The sequence below is a fragment of the Lactiplantibacillus garii genome, from assembly GCF_003885105.1.
Taxonomy (GTDB): domain Bacteria; phylum Bacillota; class Bacilli; order Lactobacillales; family Lactobacillaceae; genus Lactiplantibacillus; species Lactiplantibacillus garii.
Genome location: NZ_QWZQ01000012.1, coordinates 17,308 through 41,718 on the forward strand (window position 1 = coordinate 17,308; position 24,411 = coordinate 41,718).

General features: G+C 45.9%; 20 protein-coding genes and 1 pseudogene. 6 read left to right on the forward strand and 15 right to left on the reverse strand.

Translation table 11 applies throughout. The features are described from left to right. Window positions 1-143: 143 nt before the first annotated feature. Both D1831_RS04925 and D1831_RS04930 read right to left on the reverse strand, forming a co-directional pair. The gene (locus tag D1831_RS04925; RefSeq protein WP_125071815.1) at window positions 144-1,619 is read right to left on the reverse strand and encodes a glycoside hydrolase family 1 protein; all 1,476 of its coding nucleotides are present in this window, start codon (window positions 1,617-1,619) and stop codon (window positions 144-146) included. A gap of 157 nt (window positions 1,620-1,776) precedes the next feature. Next, a complete protein-coding gene (locus D1831_RS04930) occupies window positions 1,777-2,199 on the reverse strand; it encodes an Hsp20/alpha crystallin family protein (protein ID WP_125071816.1) in 423 nt (140 codons plus the stop codon). Window positions 2,200-2,437: 238 nt separating this feature from the next. Between D1831_RS04930 and D1831_RS04935 the strand changes: the two genes are divergently transcribed. The 3 genes from D1831_RS04935 to D1831_RS04945 all read left to right on the forward strand — a co-directional run bounded on the left by D1831_RS04935 (window position 2,438) and on the right by D1831_RS04945 (window position 6,061). Next, window positions 2,438-2,632: a PspC domain-containing protein gene (locus tag D1831_RS04935; RefSeq protein ID WP_125071817.1), complete on the forward strand. Its 195-nt coding sequence runs from the start codon at window positions 2,438-2,440 to the stop codon at window positions 2,630-2,632. A gap of 253 nt (window positions 2,633-2,885) precedes the next feature. Continuing rightward, complete coding sequence (locus tag D1831_RS04940) at window positions 2,886-5,621, forward strand: cation-transporting P-type ATPase (protein ID WP_125071818.1); 2,736 nt, start codon at window positions 2,886-2,888, stop codon at window positions 5,619-5,621. 149 nt (window positions 5,622-5,770) lie between these two features. Further along, window positions 5,771-6,061 (forward strand): FMN-binding protein, encoded by a 291-nt coding sequence (locus D1831_RS04945; protein WP_125071819.1) that lies wholly within the window; start codon window positions 5,771-5,773, stop codon window positions 6,059-6,061. A 176-nt stretch (window positions 6,062-6,237) separates the two neighbouring features. Here the strand turns inward: D1831_RS04945 and D1831_RS04950 are convergent, their stop codons facing one another. From D1831_RS04950 to D1831_RS04990, 9 genes are all read right to left on the reverse strand, one after another. After that, complete coding sequence (locus tag D1831_RS04950) at window positions 6,238-6,678, reverse strand: acyl-CoA thioesterase (protein WP_125071820.1); 441 nt, start codon at window positions 6,676-6,678, stop codon at window positions 6,238-6,240. A gap of 34 nt (window positions 6,679-6,712) precedes the next feature. Further along, a complete protein-coding gene (locus D1831_RS04955; protein ID WP_158610636.1) occupies window positions 6,713-7,051 on the reverse strand; it encodes an AMP-binding enzyme in 339 nt (112 codons plus the stop codon). After that, on the reverse strand, window positions 6,990-8,309 hold the full coding sequence (locus D1831_RS04960) for a class I adenylate-forming enzyme family protein (protein WP_125071822.1): 1,320 nt from the start codon (window positions 8,307-8,309) through the stop codon (window positions 6,990-6,992). The genes D1831_RS04955 and D1831_RS04960 overlap by 62 nt, the downstream gene beginning before the upstream one ends. A 16-nt stretch (window positions 8,310-8,325) precedes the next feature. Then, window positions 8,326-9,303 (reverse strand): electron transfer flavoprotein subunit alpha/FixB family protein, encoded by a 978-nt coding sequence (locus D1831_RS04965; protein ID WP_125071823.1) that lies wholly within the window; start codon window positions 9,301-9,303, stop codon window positions 8,326-8,328. A gap of 14 nt (window positions 9,304-9,317) precedes the next feature. After that, the gene (locus D1831_RS04970) at window positions 9,318-10,109 is read right to left on the reverse strand and encodes an electron transfer flavoprotein subunit beta/FixA family protein (protein WP_125071824.1); all 792 of its coding nucleotides are present in this window, start codon (window positions 10,107-10,109) and stop codon (window positions 9,318-9,320) included. A 12-nt stretch (window positions 10,110-10,121) separates the two neighbouring features. Further along, window positions 10,122-11,267 (reverse strand): acyl-CoA dehydrogenase family protein, encoded by a 1,146-nt coding sequence (locus D1831_RS04975; protein WP_125071825.1) that lies wholly within the window; start codon window positions 11,265-11,267, stop codon window positions 10,122-10,124. 20 nt (window positions 11,268-11,287) lie between these two features. Continuing rightward, window positions 11,288-12,523, reverse strand: a complete 1,236-nt coding sequence (locus D1831_RS04980) for a CaiB/BaiF CoA transferase family protein (RefSeq protein WP_125071826.1) — start codon at window positions 12,521-12,523, stop codon at window positions 11,288-11,290. Window positions 12,524-12,601: 78 nt separating this feature from the next. Beyond that, window positions 12,602-13,834 (reverse strand): acyl-CoA dehydrogenase family protein, encoded by a 1,233-nt coding sequence (locus tag D1831_RS04985; protein ID WP_125071827.1) that lies wholly within the window; start codon window positions 13,832-13,834, stop codon window positions 12,602-12,604. Then, window positions 13,834-15,066: an OFA family MFS transporter gene (locus D1831_RS04990; RefSeq protein WP_125071828.1), complete on the reverse strand. Its 1,233-nt coding sequence runs from the start codon at window positions 15,064-15,066 to the stop codon at window positions 13,834-13,836. The genes D1831_RS04985 and D1831_RS04990 overlap by 1 nt, the downstream gene beginning before the upstream one ends. A 349-nt stretch (window positions 15,067-15,415) precedes the next feature. On the opposite strand from D1831_RS04990, the pseudogene D1831_RS14920 reads away from it, so the two are divergent. The 3 genes and pseudogenes from D1831_RS14920 to D1831_RS05000 all read left to right on the forward strand — a co-directional run. Then, window positions 15,416-15,589, forward strand: a pseudogene (locus D1831_RS14920) (LysR family transcriptional regulator); the annotation flags it as partial. A 69-nt stretch (window positions 15,590-15,658) separates the two neighbouring features. After that, on the forward strand, window positions 15,659-16,309 hold the full coding sequence (locus D1831_RS04995) for a LysR family transcriptional regulator substrate-binding protein (protein ID WP_225422774.1): 651 nt from the start codon (window positions 15,659-15,661) through the stop codon (window positions 16,307-16,309). A gap of 22 nt (window positions 16,310-16,331) precedes the next feature. Next, window positions 16,332-17,726: an FAD-binding oxidoreductase gene (locus tag D1831_RS05000; RefSeq protein WP_125071830.1), complete on the forward strand. Its 1,395-nt coding sequence runs from the start codon at window positions 16,332-16,334 to the stop codon at window positions 17,724-17,726. Between the two features lie 483 nt (window positions 17,727-18,209). Here D1831_RS05000 and csn2 read toward each other — a convergent pair whose 3' ends face one another. The 4 genes from csn2 to cas9 all read right to left on the reverse strand — a co-directional run bounded on the left by csn2 (window position 18,210) and on the right by cas9 (window position 24,329). Next, window positions 18,210-18,887 (reverse strand): type II-A CRISPR-associated protein Csn2, encoded by a 678-nt coding sequence (csn2, locus tag D1831_RS05005; RefSeq protein ID WP_125071831.1) that lies wholly within the window; start codon window positions 18,885-18,887, stop codon window positions 18,210-18,212. Further along, entirely contained in the window at window positions 18,884-19,189 is a 306-nt protein-coding gene (cas2, locus tag D1831_RS05010; RefSeq protein WP_125071832.1) for a CRISPR-associated endonuclease Cas2, read from the reverse strand. The genes csn2 and cas2 overlap by 4 nt, the downstream gene beginning before the upstream one ends. After that, entirely contained in the window at window positions 19,167-20,072 is a 906-nt protein-coding gene (gene cas1, locus D1831_RS05015) for a type II CRISPR-associated endonuclease Cas1 (protein ID WP_125071833.1), read from the reverse strand. Before cas1 ends, cas2 begins: the two co-directional genes overlap by 23 nt. 204 nt (window positions 20,073-20,276) lie before the next feature. Then, window positions 20,277-24,329 (reverse strand): type II CRISPR RNA-guided endonuclease Cas9, encoded by a 4,053-nt coding sequence (cas9, locus tag D1831_RS05020; protein WP_125071834.1) that lies wholly within the window; start codon window positions 24,327-24,329, stop codon window positions 20,277-20,279. Window positions 24,330-24,411: the final 82 nt, after the last annotated feature.

The window sequence follows — 24,411 nt, forward strand, 5'->3', positions numbered from 1 at the left end:
TCCAAATCTAATGACAACTAATTTTCAGTAAGTGTGTCATGATAACTAGATTATCACATTTTTTGCGGGAAATGACAGTTATTTCCCGGGAAATTTTTCGTCAAAAATAGTCCGAATCACGCGGATTCGAACTATCCTTCCAGTCACAGCGTGGTATTAATGTTCGTGCTACTCAAATCTGCCCCATTCGATTGAATAACTTGCCGGTACCAGTAAAAGCTCTTCTTAGGAAGCCGCCGAAAGTTCCCCCGCTGCTGGTCGTTGCGGTCAACGTAGACGAAGCCGTAACGTTTTGCCATTTGACCGGTACCAGCCGACACCAAGTCAATGCAGCCCCAGGGCGTGTACCCAATTAGGTCCACCCCGTCGTCAATCGCCGCGTGTATCGCTTCGATGTGTTCTTTCAAATACGCAATCCGATAATCATCATTAATCCGACCATCCACGGTCACTTCATCACGGGCACCCAACCCATTTTCAACGACCATCACGGGAATTCCGTAACGGCCGTAAACTTCATTTAAATAAATCCGGAGACCGGTGGGATCGGTACTCCAACCCCACTCGCTGTATTTCAAGTAAGGATTCTTCGCTCCCACCGTCATGTTTCCCGCTGATTCCGCCTCAGTTGGATCGGCCGTACGGGTATTAGATGAGTAGTAACTAAACGAATAAAAGTCCACCTTACCAGCTTTTAACGTGGCTAAATCGCCCCGCTCCGTGTGTAAGCGAATATGGTGATCTTCAAAATAACGTTTAGCAAAGTACGGGTAAGCGCCGCGGACTTGGACGTCTCCACAAAACCAGTTATTCATTTCCATTGCCCGTTGATTAACTAAGACGTCGGCCGGGTTGGGCGTCAGCGGGTAGCTTTGTGACCCCGCAATCATACAACCGACCCAGTTATCAGCGTTAATTCGGTGGGCTAGTTGAACCGCTTCGGCACTGGCCAAGAATTGGTGGTGGAGCGCTTGAAAACAGTTCTGACGCTGGGCATCTGTCACGCGCGAATTAAACAGCGGGCTGCCATCTTCAAGGGGTAGTCCGGCTCCCACGTACCCGCCGTTCATCATAATTAAAATATTAATTTCGTTAAAAGTTAGCCAGTAGTGCACCAGGTCCTTATAATTTAAAAAGAGCGTTTTACAGTACCGCAAATAAAAATCAATCACCCGGCGGTCTAACCAGCCGTGATATTTTTTCGTCAAATAGTACGGCGTTTCGTAATGCGAAATCGTCACAATCGGTTCAATCCCGTACGCTTGGCACTGTTCAAAGATTTTTCGGTAAAAATCCAGTCCCGCTTGATTGGGCGCTTCGTCGTCCCCATGAGGGTAGATCCGACTCCACGCAATCGACATCCGGTAAGTGTTATAACCCATTTCGTGTAGTAGCTTCAGGTCTTCACGCCAGTGGTGATAAAAATCGCTCGCTTGGTGCGAGGGGTAGTATGTATCTGATTGAAGTTCCGCCGTAAAGCGCCGGGGTCGCTCAAAAGTCCCACCCGTCACCATATCAGCGGTACTCGGTCCCTTTCCATCAACGTTCCACGCTCCTTCAATTTGATTGGCAGCAGTCGCGCCGCCCCACAAAAAGCCCTTAGGAAATGCCTTTGTCATCCAATATCACCTTTTCTAATTATTAACCTATGTTTTTTAAATGAATGCGCTTACACTAAATAATACGCATTTTTGTTGGCCGACGCAACCAGCACCGAAAAAAATAACCGGGCAGCTTTGATAAACTGCCCGGTTATTTTCAAATTTGACGGTCTAATTATTGAATTTCAATATGGCCTTCGCTTTTAGCAGGTGCCGTTTTTGGTAACGTAATCGTTAGTACACCATCCGCTTGAGTTGCACTGATCTTGTCAGCGGCCACGTTTGGTAACGCATATTGCCGTTGTAACGTGCCAGCATGGCGCTCATTCATGACAACGTTTTGATCCTTATCCTCGTGATCTACGAAGCTTTCCTTTTGAACCTTGATGGATAAAACGTTATCCCGATAATCTAACTTGACGTCCTTCTTATCAATGCCCGGCACGTCAACCTTAACTTGGTAACGGTCATCATTTTCATCAATATCGGTCTTTAAAACCTGGGTCATATTTTCAAACGGTGCCCAGAAACTTTCAGCCATCCGTTCAAACGGATCCAACATCCCAAAGTCATTCCGATTCATTAAAGTATTAGCCATACTAACAGTCCCCTTTCAATATTACTTTTTGGCTAGTTAAACGGGTCAGCGGTTGAAACACCTTTGACCTTTCCTGACCTTCAACTTATATCCTACCAGCTTTATTAAAAGATGCAACAATTTAGCACTCTCTGTGTTTAAGTGCTAATCTTTTACCATTAAAGTGCACTTAAATTAGTAGCCGGTTAGCCGCAAACCTGCTACATTATAGGTAACGATTAAAGGAGGGGCTATATTTATGAAAATCAACATTCACCGTTCCGCACATAACCGGGTCTTTGCGGGAGTTCTGGGCGGGTTAGCCGAGCATTTTAACTGGAACGCGAACGTCACCCGCTTACTATTTGTCATTCTTACCATTACCCCGATGTTTCCGGGCTTAATTGCGTACCTCATCTTATGGTTATTGATGAAGGATCCGGTTGAAGACTAAACTGACCTTGGCGGACACTTAGCGGTGTGCGTCTTTTTTAATGACCAGATACCTCCCCGTCATATTTGTCATTTTCAGTCATCAATTTGTCAAACATTTTAATATCCAAAAATAACGCCTATCATATATAATATATTAAACACACTATAACTCTGGAAGGGATGTGGCGAAATTGGCCTACGTAAAGCGCACGAAGCGCCGTGATTTTACAGAACCTCATCGATAATATAATAAATTTTTAGGAGTGGATTGAATGATAAAAGATAATGTCCATAGATTGACCCCCACGGAAGAAACTACTGATGATCAGGCAACCCCTGATCCGGTCAAGTTGTGGCAGCTTGATGAATCAGCCTTAGCCGCTAAGTACCATACGAATCCTCAGGATGGACTGAGCGCCGCCGAAGCTGCCGACCGTTTACAACACGACGGTCGAAACGAACTGGAAACCAAACGGACGTCCCGGTTCGTACAATTCATCAAGCAGTTTAATAACAGTATTATTTATATTTTGGCAGCCGCCGCGATTTTAACGTTCTTCATGCACCGTTACTCGGATTCCATCGTTATTGGGTTGGTGATCATCGCCAACGCCATTATCGGTTACGTCCAGGAACGGCAAGCCGGGAACGCCCTCGAGCGGATTCGTGAAATGCTGATTTCCAAGAACTTTGTAATTCGGGACGGGCAAAAGCTCGAAATCGACGCCCGCGACCTAGTTGTTGGGGACTTAGTCAACCTGGAAGCTGGTGACGCGGTTCCCGCCGACATGCGGCTCATTTCCGCGGATAATTTCAACGTTCAAGAATCCGTTTTGACCGGTGAAACGAACGCCGTGGAAAAGCAGGAAGAACCGATGCCCGCCGACCAGCTGGCCCTAGCTGACCGTAAAAATATGGTTTACGCTTCGACCGCCGTCACCAGCGGGTCCGCCTTCGGAATCGTCACGGCAACTGCCGAAAATACTGAAATCGGACATATCCAACAATCCGTTAGTGAAGTTAAACAGACTTCCACACCGTTAATGCGCAACTTAAATTCCTTGGGGCTCTGGCTGTCGGTAGCCATCGTTATTGCCGCCGTCCTCCTGTTCTTATTAGGAATGGTTACAAACATTTACAGCCTGCCAACCTTGTTGATCGCTGTCATTACCATGGTCGTGGGTTCCATGCCCGAAGGTTTACCGGCCAGTACGTCGGTTGTTCTCGCCATGGGGACCCGCCAGATGACCAAGAAAAACGTCATTGTAAAGTCGCTGCCCGCCGTGGAAACTTTAGGTGCCGTGGACATCGTGAATACCGACAAAACCGGGACCTTAACTAAGAACGAAATGACCGTCACCAAGGTCATCACACCCGCGAACACGTTTGACGTAACTGGGGTGGGTTACGACGACAACGGTGGTGTTAACTTTGACGGTGCCCTGAAATTACGCGGTAAGACCGTGGACTGGCACGCTGATCCCAACATGGAATGGTTAGTGAACATTGCTGGTCAAACGACCGACGCCCAACTACACTTTGAAAATAACCGCTGGGAGTTAACCGGTGAACCAACCGACGGCGCCCTGACCACCCTGTACCGGAAAATGACCGGTCACGACCCCGAAGTTGCCGAAGTGGATTCGTTACCGTTCGACTCGGCGTTTCGTTTTTCAGCCCGGTTAGCCGACTTAGACGGCCAACGGTTACTGATGGTCAAGGGGTCACCCGCGACCGTTCTGCGGTTGACGAACCAAGCGGATCAGCCAGCCTACTGGGAACGCGCCATGGCAAACTTAACGGCGGACGGTTTACGCGTCGTAGCGTTAGCCTACCAAGTCGTTCCTAAGACCGTTACGGAAATTGATGCGCAACAAATTGGCGGCTTGAACTTAGCTGGTTTGGTTGGGATCATTGACCCACCGCGTGAAGAGGCCGCAAACGCCATTGCCGAATTGCGTCAAGCCGGGGTACAGGTCAAAATGATCACCGGGGATCATCCCGATACCGCGATGGCCATTGCGAACAAGCTAAATTTAGCCCCCCACGTTAACGCCATTACCGGTCCTGAAATCGATGCCATGGACGACACCGAACTCAAGGCCAAGATTGACGATTACAACGTTTTTGCCCGGGCAACGCCGGATAACAAGTTACGTATTGTTCGCGCCCAACAGGCTAACGACCACGTAGTTTCAATGACTGGTGACGGGGTCAACGACGCCCCCGCCCTTAAGCAGGCCGATATCGGGGTTGCCATGGGGATCAAGGGGACCGAAGTTGCCAAGGAATCGGCCGACATGGTCTTAGCCGACGACGACTTTGCGGACATCGTGGCCGCCGTGCGGGAAGGCCGGCACGTCTTCGATAACATCCGTAAAACCATTCGGTTCTTACTCCCAACGAGTTTTGCCGAAGGGCTGGTCGTAATTATTAGTATTTTAATGGGCCACGACCTGCCCCTCTACCCGACCCAGTTACTTTGGATCAACATGGTATCCGCGCTGACCATCCAGTTCGCGTTCATTTTTGAGCCGCCCGAGGCCGGAATTATGGCACGGGGGCCCCGTAACGTTAAGGCCGGATTATTAAACAAACTCGACTCGTTTGAGATCATCTACGTTTCCCTGCTGATTTCCGGGTTAGGGATCTTCGCTTACGATTACCTGACCGCGATTGGCCTGCCAAACGTAATTGGTAGTACGATGTCGTTAAACATCATTATTTTTGGTAAGATCTTCTATCTGTTTAACTTGCGGAACGACCACCCGGTTATTTCCAAGTACTTCTTCCAAAACAAGATGGCGTTTTACATCATCGCAATCCTGATTGTTTTACAGTTAGGGATCATTTACCTGCCGTTCATGCAGTCGGTCTTCCACACGACTAGCATCAACTTCTGGTACGGTTGGGGCATCCCGATCATTTGCGGGATCATTGTCTTAATCGTAACGGAAATCGGTAAATTTCTCCGTTTCCGTTTCTCACGAGATGAAGTGTTGAACTAATTAAAACCACTATCAACGCGGTGTTTTCCAAACGGAAACACCGCGTTTTTGCGCCCTATTAATCGATAGTTAAAACCAATCAATCTTGCCGCTAATCCGTGCTACGATAAGGTTAGCGGAATGATTTAGTTGGAAAAGAGTTGAGTAAAATGTCTAAATATAAAGCAGGCAGTTACAAAATCATCGCGGATGGTTACTTACACGACCTTCCCGTTAAATTCACTTTTTCTGATGACCAGATTACCGGTATCGAAATTAAACCCGGGACCAAACTCCACGGACTTGAAAAGCAGGCACTGCCCCAAGTTATTGACCGCATCTTAACCGAACAGACCCCCGATATTGACGCCGTGACCGGGGCAACCGTTTCTAGTGACGGTCTTACAGACGCGTTAACTGACGTGATCGATCAAATGCCGGCAACGGTCAGCAAATATTAATATTCACACAACTTGGTAGCGGTCGGATTCTACCGTTTCCAGGGAAAATAGGGGCACCCAGGATTTCAAAACTAGTGAAATTCTGAGTGCCCCTTAAACTAACATTTTCATCAAACACTAAAATAAACGTCCCATCAGGCAACCGCTTGGTGGGACGTTTCGTTGGAATAATTATTTTAAACATCAAATTTACTCATAAGTTCATTAAGCTTGGTTTGTTGTTCCGCGTCAGTAACAACGTACGGTTTAACGAGTACTGGTCGAAGTTTCTCACTGACCGCTACAAAGACCATTAAACCCTCACCAATCTTTGTCGCGGTGGAATCTTCAAAGCCCTGGCTAAAAATACTAACGGCAAACGTCATCGAATGGTGCCCAGTTTTGAGCAGCGTCACGCGAAACCAGATATGGTCGCCAACGTGCGCGGGGCACGCAAAATTAAAGTTTTTAATGGCAACGGTCAGAACCCGCGATTGGCTATACCGGTTGGCCAACACCCCCACGGTGGAATCGCAATGCTTTAACAACACCCCACCGTGCAAAATATTTAGATGATTTAACATGCCGGACGAGACGAAGAAGTCGCCCATCTCAACTTGATAAAATGCGTTTTTCATGCCGTTCACCGATCCTTCATTTAAATTTTTAGCCCTAAGCTTCCATTGTGACTCCCCAGCCAGAATCGTGCCCAGCGTGGTCGTGACTAATAATGGGACTATCCGTTTGGGCAGCTAAAACCAGTTGGTGCTTTTTAACTTTTCCGGAACTCGTCCGGGGAAGCTGGGCAACAATTTTAATCTTTTCTGGCCAGAACTTCTTAGCTACCCCCCGCGCCGCTAAAAAGTTTTTGATCATGGTTAGCGTCAGTCCGGTATTACCCGGAGTTGCGACGATGAAGGCCCCAATAATTTCACCCAGTCGGTGATCTTTAAGCCCTACCGCGGCGGCCTCCTGAATGTGGGGGTGCCGTAACAGTTCGCGTTCGATCACGTAGGCCGAAATATTTTCGCCCCCCCCGGATGATCACGTCCTTACTACGACCATCAACTGCCAAAGCCTGATCACGGTTCCAGTGACCCAGATCACCAGTCTTTAACCACCCGTCCGCGGTCAAAGCCTGTTTGGTTTTTACCGGATCGTGATAGTACCCGCCAAATACAACCGGACCTTTGACCACGATCTGACCAACTTGGCCCTTTTCGTGAATTGGCCGGTGTAAATCGTCTAAAATGGCGACCCGCACCCCGTCAATCGGGTAGCCGGCGGTCGTTTGCTGTTGTTTCATTTCAAAGTAAGCCGGCGTCGTGCACAGAAACGGAGCGCATTCCGTTAACCCGTAGATGTTATAAACTGGCAATTGGACACTTTTGGCACGCTTGATCAAATCAAAACTCAGCGGGGAACCACCAGAAATAATAAATCTAAGGGAATTGGGCCGTTTAAACCAGCTCAACACGTCATAAATAACGGTCGGTACCGTGACGAGGTAGGTACAGTGGTACGTCAAAACGGCGCGTTTTAACCCGGCCACCGAATAGTGCCGCATTAAAACTAAGGTGCTTCCTGCCAACATGGTGGACACTAAGCCGTGGTGAAACCCAATTGCATGGTACATCCCCGAAGGCAACACTAAAACGTCGTTTGCCGTGATACCATAAATGCGGTTAAACTGAAGCTCACTGTACAAGATATTTTGGTCGGACAGGATCACGCCCTTGGAAAAACTGGTCGTCCCGGACGTACACATGATGACCGCCGGGTGGTCACCATCCGCCGTTACGGTTTGATGGTGACGGGTCAAAACTTGTAATGGCACTTGACTAAGTCGAACTGCTTGCCGCTCGTATCCCGCGGGACAATCATTGAGGCTCAACGAATTACGGCCATCGCTTTGGGTTACCATTACGGCCGGTTCCATTCTGTCCACTAACGCTTGCGCTTCGTCCGGATCCAAGTGGGGATTCAGTGGCAAAACCGTAATTCCCTGCTTGATGCAGGCTAACATTAACTGAACGGCCGTAATACTCGTTGCCATTTGAATGGCGACCACGGCTCCCCGGGTTAAATGCAGGGTATCCAGAAAATTAACGGCTTGCTCACTTAACTGGTCCACTTCCCGGTACGTTAAACGCTGCCGGTCTTGAATCAAAAAGGTTTTATCCGGTGTTTTAGTACACCGTTTGCGCCAAACCGCAGCAATCGTTAGGGGAAAGGTGCTCGGCGCTTGCAAACTATTCGAATTAGTCATACGAATGATTCCTCCCTTAACTCGTAACGGGTGTCTTTAACTTACTTAATAGTTGTTTGACAACTGCTTCACCGTCGCCAACGATGCCGTAATTAGCAAGCTTAAAAATGGCGGCATCGGGGTCGGTATTGATGGCAATCACGTACTTCGATTGATCCATCCCAATGGTGTGCTGGAAAGCACCCGAGATCCCCACGGCGATGTAAACGTCGGGTACAACGGTTTTCCCGGTCATTCCAATCATCGTTTCCTTACCAACCCAGCCAGCATCCACGGCGACCCGGGAAGCCCCGAGACTACCATGTAAGCGGTCGGCTAGTTGTTGTAACAATTTAAAGCCGTCGGGGCCCTGCATCCCACGACCACCGGCAACCACCACTTTAGCGTCTTCAAGTTGGTCGACCGCTGTTTGTAAGGCTTGGTAATCCACGTCGTCCGCGGCAACCACGTCCGTAACCGCTTGGTTTTTAACTACCGTTGCAGCCGAAGTCGTGGCGCTCACCGTTTCGTCAACACCCGCGACGTCACAGGTCAACAGTACTGGTGCGTCGCTTGCCAGTGTTAATTGTTGCAGCAAGTTGCCGCCGTAAACCCGCTTCTGAACTTGCCAACCAGCATCTACCGCGGTCACCGCGTTGATGTGGGTCAGTAGTGGTTCGTGTAACTTGGCCGCCACCTGTTTGGCAATACTGGTTGTTCCAAAGTCATTGCCGAACAACACGACACTATGTGACTGACCAGTCAAAAACTCACTGATGCTGGCAGCCGTTTGGGCAACTTTAACTTTGGAGAACTGGGCGTACGTTAAGACGTCCAGTTCGTTTAACCCCGCCTGCTCGTAGGCTGCAACGGCGGCATCACTGGCAGGTGCCACAACCACGGCGTTTAACGCCTGATCCTTAAAGTTTTCCTGTGCAAAATGAATTAAATTTAGATTTTTGTCCGTAAAGGCCGGATCGGCTAATAGGACTAAGTACATTGGTCGTTCTGTCATGATTTTCACCACCGTTATAAAATATTTTGTTGTTGCAGCGTCGCCATTAATTCGTCAATGGCCGCCCCGCTGCCCTGATCATAATTAACAATTTTAGCCGCGGGCCGTTCCGGTTTTGGCACGAACCGTTGTGCAACAACCGCTCCGTTTAACTTCTTCCAGGTTGCCGCATCCATCACCGTTAACTTGGCAACGTCCACGGTATCGATGGCAGCCCGCTTAGCTGTCATCTTAGTTTTGAAACTAGGGAGCCGGGGCTTATTGATCGTATCAGTGACCGAGATAACTGCCGGCGTTGCGGTTGAACCATTTACGTTACCGTGTTCCCATAGTAACTGGTAGTCTAACTGGTCACCGTTTAACGTTAGTTGGTTGACCCGGTCAAAGTACGGTAACTGTAACGCATCGGCAATCCGTAAACCGACGCAGCCCTGGACATCGTCCTTAGCCTGGTCCCCCGTTAAGATAACGTCGTAGTCTCCAAGTTGTTGCGCAGCTTCCGCCAAAACGACACCCAGGCCAACTTGATTAGACTGGTCAGTCAACAAATCACTGGTAATGGCGACGGCCTTCGTCGCACCCATGGCCAAACCATCCCGCAAGGTACTTTCCGTAGCCTGCGGATCACCGTAGGAGGCAACCGTGACGCTGCCGTCCGTTCCGGCTAACTGTAAACCGGCTTCAATGGCCAGCTTATCTACGTAATTGATTCCCACGTCGGCATCCGCGTTAACTTGGCCCTGAGCGTCTAATTGCGGATCCGCGTTTAATTTGCGAACACTTTTAATAAATACAAGCGATTTCATTCTGATTCACCCCTAATTGCGGTACTCCCGATCCAATTCGTGGGCAATGGTGACCCGTTGAATCTGGTTCGTCCCTTCAAAGATTTGGAAGACTTTGCAGTCCCGCATTAATTTTTCAACTGGAAATTCTTTGGAAACCCCGTAACCACCGAAAATCTGGACGGCGTCGGAAGTGACCTTTTGAACGGCATCCGTAACAAACGCCTTGGTCATGGCCCCTTCTTTACGGACCAAGCTCCCCGCATCCATCATCTTCATGGTGTTGTTGACCATTAAGCGGGAAGCTTCCGTCGACATTGCCATGTTAGCTAACATTTCTTGAACAGCTTCAAATTTAATGATTGGTTTGCCAAACTGTTGACGTGCCTGGGCGTACTTGACCGATTCGTCCAAGGCCCGTTGCATGATCCCAACGGCTAAGGTCGCGACAAAGGCCCGTGATAAGTTCAAACTGTTTAAAGCGGCCTTTAAGCCGGCCCCTTCTTCACCGATCCGGTTGGTTGCTGGAACCCGTACGTGGTCAAACGTTACGTTCGTCGTGTTAGAGAGCCGCAAGCCCATCTTATCTTCGTGCTTACCAGCGGTGATACCGCCCCGGGACTTTTCAACCATGAAAGCACTAAGACCCTTGTTACCGTCATCGGAGGTCCGGAAGACCCCAACAAAGACGTCGGCTAAACTCCCGTTAGTAATGAAGGCTTTTTCACCGTTTAAGATGTAATCATCGCCATCGCGAACGGCCGTTGATTGAACGGAACCCGCGTCGGTCCCAGCGTCCGCTTCGCTTAACGCAAAGGCTGCAAAGGCCCCAGGGGCAATGATATCTGCAAACCGTTGAACCTGGTCCTCGTTGCCGGCAATCATGACGGAACGTAACGCCACGAAGGTCGATACCAGCGTAATTGCGTAGCCTGGATCGTAGCTGGCCAACTTTTCAAAGATCATCGCAGTGGTTTCGTAGGATAGGCCCGCGCCACCGTACTGTTCTGGGATTTCCAACATGTGTAGTCCCATATCAAAAGCTGGTTTGAACAGGTCCACGGGGCATTCCCCCGCTTGATCGTATTTCTGAACATCTTTAGGACTTAAGTATTGATCACCAAACTCCTTGACCATTTGCAAAAAATCTTTTTGTTCATCCGTGTATTGTAATGCCATAACGTGCTCTCCTCTCCGTCTTAAACCGGGTCGCCGATGTGCCGAACTTCCGCGGCCGCACCTTCATCAACTAACTTAGCGATCTTTTCGTCTGAATAACCAAGTTCACTCAAAACGGCCTTGGTGTCCGAACCCTGCGCCCGGGAAATCTTCAATTCAGGCTTCCCTTGGGAGGCAAACCGTACCGGGTTCGTTGGAATCATCCGTTCGTTACCGGACGGGTATTTCAGCTTACGTAACTCGTCGTTATCCCAAGCTTCGTCGTCTTTGTAAATTTCGGTTGGAACGTAGCAAGCTTCTAGTGGCAGGTCGTTTTCTTTAAAGACGTCGACCCAGTGTTGCAGGGGTTGTTTCTTGAACGCTTCGTCCAAAATTTTAATGAATTCAGTATTTAGTTTTTCAGCGTTAATGTGATCAATGTTGTTATAACGTTGGTCATCAACCAAATCTTTACGTCCAATTAAGGTCATGACCTTGTTGTAGTCCCGGTTGAAGACGGGAACGCACATTACGAACCAACGGTCATCACTGGTCTTAAAGCAGTCGTTAAACGGGTTGGCCACGTTCAACCGGCTCTTCGGGTAAGTATTCCCGTATTGTGCGGAAACCATTGCGACGTTTTGCATGAATAACGCGGCGTGGTGCAGACTAACGGTGATCTTGTCACCTTCGCCCGTCCGTTGCTGTTTGAGCAGCGCGCCACAGATCCCGGCAGCGAGGCACATGGAAACTTGGAAGTCCCCGTAACCATTCGCCGGGTTCATTGGGCTTTGACCCGCTTCCAAGGTGGTTCCTAAGACCCCGCCACGTGACATGTAAGCCGTCGCGTCAAAACCGGCGGCGTCCTTTTGTGGACCGTTTTCGCCGTAACCCAAGACCTGCGCAAAAATCAGCTTTGGAAACTTTTTCTTCAGCGAATCGTAGTCAATGCCCAACCGCTTCAGGGATTGGGTCCGAATGTTCGTCAAAAAGACGTTAGCACCGGCTAATAAGTCGTCAAAAGCTTTTAACCCGTCTTCCTTTTTTAAGTTCAAGGTAACGAAACGTTTGTTCAAATTCGAAATATCAAAACCGAGGTTTTCGTCGTCAGAGTAGTGCATGTTAAAGACGGCCCCCTGCGTACGTTCCGCGTCCCCCTTAGGCGGTTCAACCTTAATGACGTCCGCGCCCCATTCACCTAAAACCCGGGCAACGGTTGGTGCGGCCAAAAACGTAGTCATATCAACAATGCGAATACCTTCTAAAGTTTTACTCATGAAAACTTCCTCCTAAGTAAACATGCCGATAGCACGGCTTAGTCAACCTATACTATCGGCATGCTTTTTTACGATTTATTATTCAATAATGCCGTCGTTAGCAATCAGCTTGCGCGCTGCCGTAAGACGTTGAACTGAACGTGGACCTTCTTCAAGCCACATTGCCCGGCAATCACGGTACATGCGTTCAACTGGTCCGTAAGGGTTGTCTTCGAAGTAGCCAATCCCACCGAAGATTTCAAGACAGTAGTCTGAAACTAACTTAACCGTGTTGATACTGAACAACTTGCACATTGCGGCCTTTTCTTCAATATCTTCGCCACGATCATATTGTTCTGCCAAGTTGTGTAACATAGTCCGTAAAGCAAAGATTTCAGTCCCCATGTCAGCAATTTCTTGTTGAATGGCTTGACGCTTTGCTAACGGCTTACCAAAGGTGACACGATCCTTAGCACGAGCAATCGACATTTCAAGCATCCGTTGGCTCATCCCTAAGTTACTTGAAGCAATGTGCGCACGTGAGATTGATAATGAAGCGATGGCAACGTGTAAACCGTCACCTTCCTTGCCTAACAAGTACTTCTTGTTAACCCGCATGTTCGTGAACTTCAAGCCGGCGTGACCAGCACCACGGCAGCCCATCATGTGAGGCATTGGCACAATTTCATATCCTGGGGTGTCAACTGGAACGTAGAAGGCACTCAAACGCTTGTCACCTTCAGCATCCGGATCAGTTACGGCAATAACGTAAGCCGCGTCACTGCAGTCGGTGTGAGAAATCAACGTCTTTTCACCGTTTAAGATGTAGTCGTCACCGTCACGAACAGCGGTCGTGTGCAAGTCGGCACCGGTACCACCGGTCTCTTCGGTTAAGGCGAAACAAGTAAAGATGGTCTTATCTTGTAGCTTTGGCATGACTTCGGCCTTTAATTCTGGTTGACCGAATTCATCCATGATCCGCCAGTTCAAGTCAGCGGCGTAGTGTAAGTGCATCCGCATGCCACCAGGGCCACGTGAGAACATTTCTTGGACTTGGAAAATTTGGGAACAAGTTAAACCAAAGCCACCGTACTTCAATGGTAAAGCGAAACGGTATAAGTCGTTGTCAATCGCTAATTTAAAGAATTCTTGTGGGAAACGGTTCGTCACTTCGACTTCTTTTTGTAAGTAGTCAAATTCGTTTTCTGCCAAGTGTTTGATTTGTTTCAAATAAAGTTGGAAGTCTTCATCCGTCATCTTAGTCCCAGGTTTAGTGTGAACTAATTTTTTAGTTGGTTCGTATGGACGTGCTTCTTCAGTAGTAGTAGTCATTATTTTGCACTCTCCTCTGTTTGTTTTTTAGTACCAATGCCTTTCGACATCAGGATTAAATCAATAATCAGGCCTACCGCGGCAACCCCGATGGCTACCAAGTAAGCTGGGTAATAAGTTGCGGTCCCGGCACCCTTATCGGTAAAGAGCGCAGCAATTTGCGGTCCAACCAACGCGCCAATCGCGTAACCAAAGAACATCAAACCATAGTTAATTCCCGAGTGGGTCGACCCAAACGTATTACCCGTTAAGGTTGGGTAAACCACCAGGACACCCCCGAAGGATGCGCCTAACAGAATTAGGAAGATGGTGAAACCAACTAATCCCGTGCTAAACCGCAATCCGGCCAGACCGACCATCGTCAAAATTAAAATTCCGGCTAAGGTCTTAGTTTGTCCCAGCTTATCGGTTAGCTTACCGGTCAATAACCGACCGCCAAAGTTGGCTAAGGTGTTGACCACCACCATGTTAGCGGCGACGATCGGGGTCATCTGTAATTGAACTTGGGCAATCGTTGAAAGGGAGCCAATCAACATAATGCCCGCGGTACAAGCGATTGAGAATAATAGCAATAACGACCAGAACTGCCACGTTTTAAGCATCGCCTGAGGTGTGAAATCGTGACTATTTGCGGTCACGGCCGGCGTTGCAACGTCGTGTTCCGTTGGTGTCTCCATCATCCAACCGACTGCCCAACAGATGACTAAGTACGCTAGTCCAATTGGAATGAATCCGTTCATTCCGTACTGGCTGCATAAAATGGCACCCACCTTAGCTAGTACCAGGGGGCCTAACGAAGCGGCTCCTAATAGTAGCCCGGAGATGGTCCCGCGTTTTTCGGGGAACCATTTCAAAGCGGTCAATAATGCGGGGTTATACATAATACCGTTTCCGGCACCCGCCATCAGACCAACTGTTAAGTAAAGAAAGAATAAATTATGCACGAAAGCGGTTAACAACCATCCCAGGCCAAAGATCAATCCACCAAAATACATCAACTTCTTTGCACCAAACTTATCCATAATGTGACCCGACGCAACGCCGAAGCACGCCATGAAAAACTGATAAAGGGTTAACGTTAACGCGACCTGCGATTCAGTACCGCCAGTCGCTTTTTGTAACGGAATGGCAAAAACGGAAAACGCCGAAGATGCCGCACAGCAAAAGATGATTAGAAACGCCGCCGTAAACACGTGCGAACGATGAACCATCCTGGTATTAGTTGTTTCCATATCGAACCTCCTTTCCTTTGACGCTAAATGGTATCGCTTTCTTACAACTCTTAGTGTAGTGCGTCGATTCACAAAAAAAAAATTCCAAAAGTCATCGGATTCATAACTTTTGGAAATAACGTTGATATCACAGCGCTGATTTGGCCCCTATTTTTGAAAAGTGGCGCAAATTTGTTTGTGATTTAATTATTTTGTCGATTTTTAAACACGTTAACTATTTGAATTAGCGGCTTCTTATAGATGAAATCTATTAGTTCATAGATAAAGGCTAATTTATTGGTAAGCGGTTTCATAGTATAGTATAGAAGTAAAGTAACTATAATCATTACGCTATTAGGAGGGATCCCTGTTGAATTTAAATCAGCTTTATTATTTCCGAACATTAGCCGAATATCAACACTACACTAAAGCAGCAGCCCACCTTTATATCAGTCAGCCAAGTCTTAGCAACGCCATGAAGTCCCTGGAAAAGGAACTCGGGTGCGTACTATTTAAAAAAACTGGACGTAACGTCCAACTAACCGAATATGGACGAATGTTTTATAACACAACATGCTCAACTCTTAACATTTTAGACGAGGGTAAGCGTGAATTGCAACAGAAGATTAAAAGCGACGCCGGCATTATCAACGTGGCCTGTATTCCCACTTCCATCGGGACACGGTTGCCAAAACTCATTAAGAACTTTCAGTCCCAGAATAGTCGTTCACCCTACTTTATTCTGCACGACGAGTTCTCCGTTCCCATCTTAGAGGGGCTGGATAATGGTCAATACGACGTTGGTATCTGTTCCCGGGCGGTCACGTATACCGACCTGTCCTTTATTCCCCTGTTTTCTGAACCAATTGTCGCTATTGTACCGCCGGACCACCCGCTTGCCAACGAAAAGCACATTGATCCTAATCAACTGCGCCCCTACGACCTGGTTACATACGATCCCAAAGCCCCAATTGGTCAATCGGTGCGGCACGCCCTAAACGCAAAGTGCCCTAACCTGACGTTTGCCGAATCGTTTGACAGTGAAATTCCAATTGCTGGTCAAGTTGTTGAAAACAAGACGGTGGGGGTCGTGGCTAACACCATGTTGCTAGATGCTTTTAATCTAAAACGCATCCCACTGGACGTGCCGGCAGATACCCGGACCGTCTGCATTGCTTACAACCATACCCGGCAACTGTCCCCCGTTTTGCAACAGTTTATCGATTACATTAAGGGTACTAAGGAAATTACCGTAGAAAATTAATTTATGAAAGTAGGTTTAACATATGATTACAACTGACCAAACTACCGCACTTTACCACCAACTTACGGCTAACTTTGATGCCAGCGCCATCCAGTTTGGTGATCAAATCACGGCTGACTGGGGCCACGACGAACTCGGCACGGTGGCCCACCTGCCCGACATCGTGGTCACCCCTAAAACAACTGCCGAAGTAGCGACCCTCGCTAAATTAGCAAGTGCCGCCAAAGTCCCAATGACGACCCGCGGGTCCGGTACTGGACTTGTCGGGGGCTGCGTACCGACCGAAGGGGGCCTGCTCATTGATATGAGCGCGATGGACCAAATTATCGCCTTAGATGAAAACAACTTGTCACTGACCGTTCAAACCGGCGCGCAACTTAAATCCGTTGCGGACTACGCGGCTGAGAAGGGCTTCTTGTACGCCCCCGACCCCGGCGAAAAAACGGCAACGATTGGGGGCAACATCGCGACCAACGCCGGTGGTATGCGGGCTGTCAAGTACGGCGTAACCCGCGAATCCGTGCGGGCGTTAACCGTCGTTACCGTCGATGGCCAGGTGCTCCACTTAGGGGGCCAGATCGTTAAGAACAGTTCCGGTTTTGACTTAAAGGACCTGTACATTGGTTCGGAAGGAACCCTCGGGATTGTCACGGAAGCAGTTCTGAAGATTAGTCCCCTCCCCAAGTACAGTACCGGTCTACTGATTCCGTTTGACGACTTTGACAGCGCCTTAACCACCGTTCCGAAAATCTTACAGTCGGGCATCACACCAACCGCCGTCGAATTTTTTGAAGCGGACACCGTTAAGTACTGGGAAGCCTTTAAAAAGCAGGACTTTCCGCAAGCGGGCGCGGCGGCTTACCTCCTAATGACCCTCGATGGTCAACACGAAGAAGTCGTTGAGCAGGATTACGAGACGTTAGCTGAGTTGTGCCTGGACAACGGGGCAACCGACGCTTACGTTCTGGACACTCCCGAATTAAAGGAGACCGTTTGGAAAGCCCGCGACGCCTTTTTGGAAGCCATCCAAGCCTCAACAACGACGATGGACGAAGCCGACGCGGTCGTACCACGTGATCAAACGGCCGAATTCGTGGCGTTTACCCACCACTTAGCCGAACAACAAAACGTGCGTATTCCCGGCTTTGGCCACGTTGGTGACGGTAACTTACACCTCTACGTTTGCCAGGACGATTATAGCGATACCGAATGGCCGGCAAAATTGAAGACGGTGTTTGAAGCTTTGTACGCCAAAGCCAGCGAACTCGGCGGTAAGGTCTCCGGTGAACACGGCATCGGCTACGTTAAACGGCCCTACCTGCAAAGCACTAGCGATTCCGCCGAAATGGCAACCATGCGACGGGTTAAAGCCGCGTTAGATCCGGATAACTTGTTAAATCCGGACAAGATTGTTTAATCAACTGCATTCATCCTAACTAGCATTACACTCCTTGTAAAAAGGACCCGCTTTTCCGGCTATTAGTCAGTCGAAAATACGGATCCTTTTATTTTGAAGATGTTTCACGTGAAACAATTTGTACAGCTTATGGATGAGACATATTGACAGCAATTACTTTAAAATGCATTTTTATCCTTATTGATATGACTACTATTCAAGATATATGGGGACAACCTCCTGAATTCAAACGATGGTTCTTATAAGTTCCACAAATTTTGCACATTAAAAACACCTTCAAGTATTAATTTGTTTTTATTAATGTAGTTACTGCCCTAAGTCCATCATGTTTATTGTACAACAAAACAGGACTATAAATATCGTTTCAAATCCTATATGACTACTATTCAAGACCACGTTCAACCATGCAAACGACCCCTAACCGTCCTAATCCTTATTAATATGACTACTATTCAAGACCGTCATATCCTAATCCTTATCTAATTAACTCATATCACGCCAATCTACTAAATCGCTGTCGACGTAATAATAACAGGAATTTCGAAACTTCTTCACTCGCTTTAATTCTGAGTATTCAATGATAAGTAAAGTTGCCTGTAATTCCTTTAATAACTGATTAATTGCTGTTAACTGCTTAGTGGTGACGTAATGGCTAACGTTTGTCAAAACAATACATTTTTGACTACCTAATTCAACGTGCGTTTGAATCAAGGTCTCCAATATTTCACTGGCATTCTCCGCCAACGTTTTTGGAAACGAGATTCCCACAAACTTCATGATCTTGTCGATATTAGGTAACTCAGTCACTTCTAACGGTAAATCCATCAAAAAACTAGCATCTGTTACCTGTGAAACCATTTTACTACCACTTTCAAGTAGTGCTACTTGCTGATTGTCAACCATTAATTCAATGATTCGCTGTTGGATTTTCTGTTTAAACAAGTGGTTCAGATCTACCGTTAGCATCAGATCCCCATACCAACTACATTGACTGGCTATGGTTTTCAACTCAAGGTTATCGTCACTCACCCGAATAGTATCCGTACGATCTTCAAATCCTTGAATCAAATCAAAATACATTTTGCTGCTTCCAGTATCAATTACATTAATTTTTCCCGGCTCTACATGAAAAGGTCTAAAAGGATAATACGTCAAATTCATATGACAATAGTCCTTTCCGACGAATTCGTGATATCCGTACTTGGCTCCCCCACGATATAATGCATGGCTTGGTACTGTTTTTCAGTCACCGTCATCGTCTGAACTTTACCACCCGGTGGTGCCAACGGTGTGATTCTTTTTTCGACAAATTGTGCCGCCTTCTTATTGACACACACGCGCACATAATTTGAATATTGCATCATTAAAAAGCCTTCACCAATCAGTGCTTTTCGAAATCGCCGGTACGCCCGTCGCTGTTCAGACGTATCCATTGGCACATCAAACATGACTATTAATCGCATGACTCGATACCTCATCTGGTAAGATCACCTCTACCTTGATTTCATCCGTTTCTTCACTCAAAAAATGTAAACAACTAGCAACATGTTGACTAATAGCATTGCTTAGATACGTTTGTTGACCATTAAAATTAATTTCAACGCTCAACAACGCTACAAGTCCAATCTTCACATCTGGTGTCAACTCGATAAACTTTTGTTGACTGACCCACTGATCCACAATGGGCCGAAATGGTTCCATTAGATCCGATCCCAGGTTAAACTCGTTTTCATTATTCACATGGTGAATTCCGATACAGGTTAAATAGCCATTGGAAACAATCTCGCGATTAACTAGTGATAGTAACAATGCATACCCATAATTCAGTGCGGCGTTAGCCGGATCAAAGTTTCTGCGATGAAATTCATCACCAAACAATAAAGTAAAATATTTATTAGCCACCACGGCTTCACGATTCGTCGCGTCGTTTAGTTCCAACTTATCCAGTTCATCACTCAATTCCTGTGAGTCGCCACCAATAAAATCGATTACCTGTATTTGATTAGTAATTTTACTAGCCGTAATTTTAGTCCACAAGTTCTCAACCCGTTGCGTACTCCAAGCAACTTGCTTACGAACTAGGTCAGCAGTTCGTCTAGTTGGATAATAATCATTAGTTTCACAAACCGGTTCACCCTGATGGTCCGTAAAAACAATTTTAACGTGGGCTTCGGCTAAAGCACACACAGCCGAAGTAGTCACAACTGCCTGGGTAGTCCCAATTAACAGTAATTGTAAATCCGTGATTGGCACGTGGTACTTATCCTGATCCGTTTGAATAATTAACAACCTATTTGAATACGAAACCTTTGCATGCTGTGTAATGACCATGTTTCGCCATCCCATATTCATTCCTTCTTGCCTATTTAATTTTTTGTGCTACTATTAACCTGTATCAATTTTTAATCCTTATTGATATGACTACTAGCGTCAAGATCAAACAAGACTTTTAGTCGAGTTTCACCTTTTGAGGTCCTTGCATCTATGCATTTATTGGGCCCTACATATGTACATGGATGTCACCAGTTACTTGGTGGCACCTTTTTTGTTTTAAAGATCTTTCAAAGCAACTTTTCGTTCAAACAATCCGGTTGGTGATTGGTAAATGATTTCCGCGTTCTCTGTTAACTTGATTCCGCCGGATAACATTAATTTTCCGAAGTCTTTTCCGAGTCCTAATTCGCGTAAATCGCCCAGTGTAGCGTTAGCATGAAGTCCAATAAACAACTGATTTAGCACTGCTTTTTTAAGTTCAAGATCATTAATTTGCTTAAAATCATCCACTTTTGATAGCAGTTTTTTTCTAAATCCTCGATTTTCATACAATTGGAAATATCTTTTTACTTGTTTAATCGTAGCATCAAACACCTGGTCTAAATCATTTGACGTTGCTTCCTTCCTTCGTAATTTTCTTTGAACACCTAATTTCAATATTAATTCTTGGATATTGTGATAATAAAAATTAGTTCCTAATGCAAACCGGTGAACCTTCCCTTTAAAGTCATCGCGAAAAACTTGTTCAAATCTAACCTTTGGAAGAACAACCTCAAATTCATCCTGAGTCATTGCATTAGTCTTCTTATCAAACCGTTCAAACTTCGGTGCAATCACTACCTCAACCGCTTCTTTTTCGGATTTCCCGCTAGCTACCAATTGTTTAATTTGTGATAACTGACGCGTCGCAATTCCCATAACCTTAAATTCAAAACTCTGTTTCTTGGGTACTTTCACAATAGCCAAGTAAGCCGATTTTTCGCTTGAATAACCCCCATAGATGTCCGTATTCATCCCTTTTTTCTTTGGAATTAATGTTTTAGAGTTATTATCCGAAGCCTTGTACAGTGTCTGATTAAACATGGCCGCGTTACTTCCATAAACTTCACGGTTCACTAAAATCCGTTTAAAGTTATAGATTTTGGCAAACATGGCTAAATCGCGGTCCTTATCCCAAAGTACCTCTCCCGTTTCCGCAATGGTAATTGGTTTTGTAACCGACTTTAATTTTTCAATTACGTTAAACCGATTCATAGTCACCGGTACCTTGGCAAACTTACCATAAACAAAGAAACGTTCTAACTTCGGATACCGCCGTAGTAAATAATTACCAATAAACGCCGTCAAATAAGCATCAAAAGCGTGGTGGTAATTATTGATTTCTCTAACTTTAGGAAAATTAAACGTTTCTCTAAATTGGTGCGTTAGATCTGCTTTGACGGATACAATGGCCGTCTCCGGGTATTTCGCGTCAATTAAACTAGTAATCAGTTTAATAACCTGACGTGTTTCAACTAATTGCCGGTGGATAAAACCCTCAGCGTACTTATTAATTTCGTTCCGACGTAACGTTAAATGACGTAATTTTCGACTAGAGATCAACCCAACCTGGTGTAGTTTCCGCCATTCGCCACCCATCCGGTCACCAAACTTTTCACTAGCAAAATTATCGTCCTTTTCCCGATTAAGCACGGCGTTAGTCAATACCCGGTTGTCCAGTGAATCGTCTTTAATTAAGGATTGCGGCAAAATGTGATCAATATCGTAATTTGATAACTGATCAATATTAATCAATTTACCCGTATATAAATCACGCCCATTTTGCATAAAATAAAGGACTAGGCGGTCCGTAAACGTCGCTTTATCTTTCACTTTAGTCTGTAACTCGGCTTTAACATCCGTATCAACAATTTCTTTGGCCGTAGTTTTATAGACATTTTGAATTTGATTGGCACGTGCTTGAATTCGACGGCCTACTTGGCCCCCACCCCGTGCAGCTTCAATGTATACATGACTCGGTGCCTGACCATGCATGGCATTCGTTATATCCGCCAGTACGAGCATGACTTGGCGAATCGCTTTTTTATTTTGCGGTGAAGTATACAAGCTATTGATTGTATCTTGCAAATCTGACTCATGTAAATCAACGGAATTAGCCGCAGTAACTTGTTTTGCAATTGATTCCTGACTAAGTAATTCCATAAAATTATGATTAGTTGCCCACAGCTCATCCAAAATTGAACGCCCATTTTCATCTCTAAACGACGTTAGCAACTTTTTAGATAGTTGACCCCAACCACGATAACGTAAGTGACTTAAGGCTTTACGTTGAGCTTCAGATAGCCAAGTAATCGTGGTTAACTTAGTCATAAAAATTTCATTATCTTCAAAAATGGTCGACCACATAATAATTTTTTCGATATCATCCTGCTTCACTGAATCAATTAAAGCTTCTGGGATGATCTTCTTCAAATCATAATAGGTTGATAATGAACTGTTGAATTGTTTGGGATCTGCTAAGCCCGTGATTTTAGGCTCCACCGGATACTCACCAGCACTTACTAAATTACGTTGGATAACCTTTACACTGACCGTCTTTTTTTGTTTAAAAACCTGCTCATATAACCGTTGCTTTTGCGCAACCGTAATGGGTTGACCATCAATTTTAATCTTATTTAATTCGTTAAGTACCATGAATCGCTGATAAATTAGACTATGTTGTGGAAGGACGTCTTCTCCTAGCAAATACGTATCCGTCGTTTTCATTCGTTGAATAAATTGAGTTGCCGACGCTTCTCGGTCTACTTTTTCCTCAAAATTCCACGGCGTAATCTGTCCCTTTCCCTTACGAACCATCCATGCAAACTGGGCGTTAGCCGTCTTTTCCTGCAGTTCTGAGGTAATTAACGGCCCAACGTAATATGGGATTCGAAAACCAACTAATTCATCCAACTTATACGGAAATTTTCCCTGACGTTTCTTAACCGGATTGGCTTCGCCTAACCATGGGTAGTATCGCTTTTGATTACTAATAATCTGATCCATCTCATTTTGTTGTACTTGATACGGGATGGCACCATTTTGTTTGGTTCGTAACTTTGGCATAAATTCTTCAATTGAAATTGCCTGTTGAATTTTTGCTGCAAACTCATTTTCACTCGCGTCAAGTTTAATAAATTTCTCTAATTCCTTATAAAAATCAGCTTGTGGTACCGATTTACTCTTAACACCATCAATATAATGGTCATACGTGGTCCGAATAGCGTGCTTCCGTACAATATCTGTTTGGCTATCTAAATAAGCTTTAAACAAGACCAAATCATCATGATGGTGGTTATATTTATCAATCATACTTTGTGAAAATGACTTACCCTCAGGAATTAATTGTGCCAAATTAACAGCTGCGTATAATTCTATGACTGATGCCATTAATTCCTGTGCTAAATTTGACATGTCCTTTTCAATAATCGGTAAAGCGTCCTGACTGTCACCCATTTCAAAGGCCCAGTCCTTTTTCGCATTCGCGTCAACCTCGGTAACGGTCAAAACATCCACCTTAGCTTTGTTTCCAACTAGGGCTTTGGCAAATTCACTAATTACCGCTTTTTGGCGCTTCTTTAAGTCCGCCGTTGTTCCGGTGATTGGGGCTAATAATGGCGTAATTTGTTTTTGCTGATCGCTACGTGATAAATCGTTACGAACTAAAATTTGCTTGATGCTTTGTAAATCTTTTTGATTATTAGTTAACTGGAGGTTTAAACTAATATCAATTTGCGCCCAAAGTTCATTGATGGCTTTAAATTTAGCACCCAGTTGAAGTTTTACAGTTTGGTAGTCCGCTACAGAACCATTGCGTAGAAAATTTCCCCGACTTTTCACGATGTGATGTAGCGCCAGATATATTTCACGAACATCAAATTGACGTTTCTCAGTCATCAGAGCTTGACGCAGATGGTACATCGTTGGGTACTGATCATAAAATGCTTTATCCGTTCGATCATTGAACAACGTTTTAGCTAGGCCATTGTACTGAAGATCCCGTGGTGAAACAGCTGAATACTTTCGCCGGGCAAAAAAATCCTCATCCACCTTACTAACAGGTTGGTCAAAAAATTCACGCAGTAATCGTAGCCGCCATTTTACCCGCTTCAAACGTCGCCGAGTTGCTCGAAAACTGCGTCGTTCCGCGGCTGGCTCACCTTCCTTAAATAGTCGGGCTCCGATCGCCGTTTTCCCCTTAACCTTGATCAGATGCCCCGTTTGATCCACAACGGTCCAACCGACCGAGTTACTCCCAATATCTAATCCAACACCGTACGGTTCTCCCATTTCATTGCCTCCATATTCAAGTTATGCCACTATTATCACCCACAGATATTACAACTTGCAACTATTAAAAAATCAACATTAG

Excerpts from the sequence above, each read along its gene's own strand:
- D1831_RS04925 (WP_125071815.1), bottom strand. The coding sequence starts at position 1,619 with ATGACAAAGGCATTTCCTAAGGGCTTTTTGTGGGGCGGCGCGACTGCT.
- D1831_RS04930 (WP_125071816.1), bottom strand. The coding sequence starts at position 2,199 with ATGGCTAATACTTTAATGAATCGGAATGACTTTGGGATGTTGGATCCG.
- D1831_RS04935 (WP_125071817.1), top strand. The coding sequence starts at position 2,438 with ATGAAAATCAACATTCACCGTTCCGCACATAACCGGGTCTTTGCGGGA.
- D1831_RS04940 (WP_125071818.1), top strand. The coding sequence starts at position 2,886 with ATGATAAAAGATAATGTCCATAGATTGACCCCCACGGAAGAAACTACT.
- D1831_RS04945 (WP_125071819.1), top strand. The coding sequence starts at position 5,771 with ATGTCTAAATATAAAGCAGGCAGTTACAAAATCATCGCGGATGGTTAC.
- D1831_RS04950 (WP_125071820.1), bottom strand. The coding sequence starts at position 6,678 with ATGAAAAACGCATTTTATCAAGTTGAGATGGGCGACTTCTTCGTCTCG.
- D1831_RS04960 (WP_125071822.1), bottom strand. The coding sequence starts at position 8,309 with ATGACTAATTCGAATAGTTTGCAAGCGCCGAGCACCTTTCCCCTAACG.
- D1831_RS04965 (WP_125071823.1), bottom strand. The coding sequence starts at position 9,303 with ATGACAGAACGACCAATGTACTTAGTCCTATTAGCCGATCCGGCCTTT.
- D1831_RS04970 (WP_125071824.1), bottom strand. The coding sequence starts at position 10,109 with ATGAAATCGCTTGTATTTATTAAAAGTGTTCGCAAATTAAACGCGGAT.
- D1831_RS04975 (WP_125071825.1), bottom strand. The coding sequence starts at position 11,267 with ATGGCATTACAATACACGGATGAACAAAAAGATTTTTTGCAAATGGTC.
- D1831_RS04980 (WP_125071826.1), bottom strand. The coding sequence starts at position 12,523 with ATGAGTAAAACTTTAGAAGGTATTCGCATTGTTGATATGACTACGTTT.
- D1831_RS04985 (WP_125071827.1), bottom strand. The coding sequence starts at position 13,834 with ATGACTACTACTACTGAAGAAGCACGTCCATACGAACCAACTAAAAAA.
- D1831_RS04990 (WP_125071828.1), bottom strand. The coding sequence starts at position 15,066 with ATGGAAACAACTAATACCAGGATGGTTCATCGTTCGCACGTGTTTACG.
- D1831_RS05000 (WP_125071830.1), top strand. The coding sequence starts at position 16,332 with ATGATTACAACTGACCAAACTACCGCACTTTACCACCAACTTACGGCT.
- csn2 (WP_125071831.1), bottom strand. The coding sequence starts at position 18,887 with ATGAATTTGACGTATTATCCTTTTAGACCTTTTCATGTAGAGCCGGGA.
- cas2 (WP_125071832.1), bottom strand. The coding sequence starts at position 19,189 with ATGCGATTAATAGTCATGTTTGATGTGCCAATGGATACGTCTGAACAG.
- cas1 (WP_125071833.1), bottom strand. The coding sequence starts at position 20,072 with ATGGGATGGCGAAACATGGTCATTACACAGCATGCAAAGGTTTCGTAT.
- cas9 (WP_125071834.1), bottom strand. The coding sequence starts at position 24,329 with ATGGGAGAACCGTACGGTGTTGGATTAGATATTGGGAGTAACTCGGTC.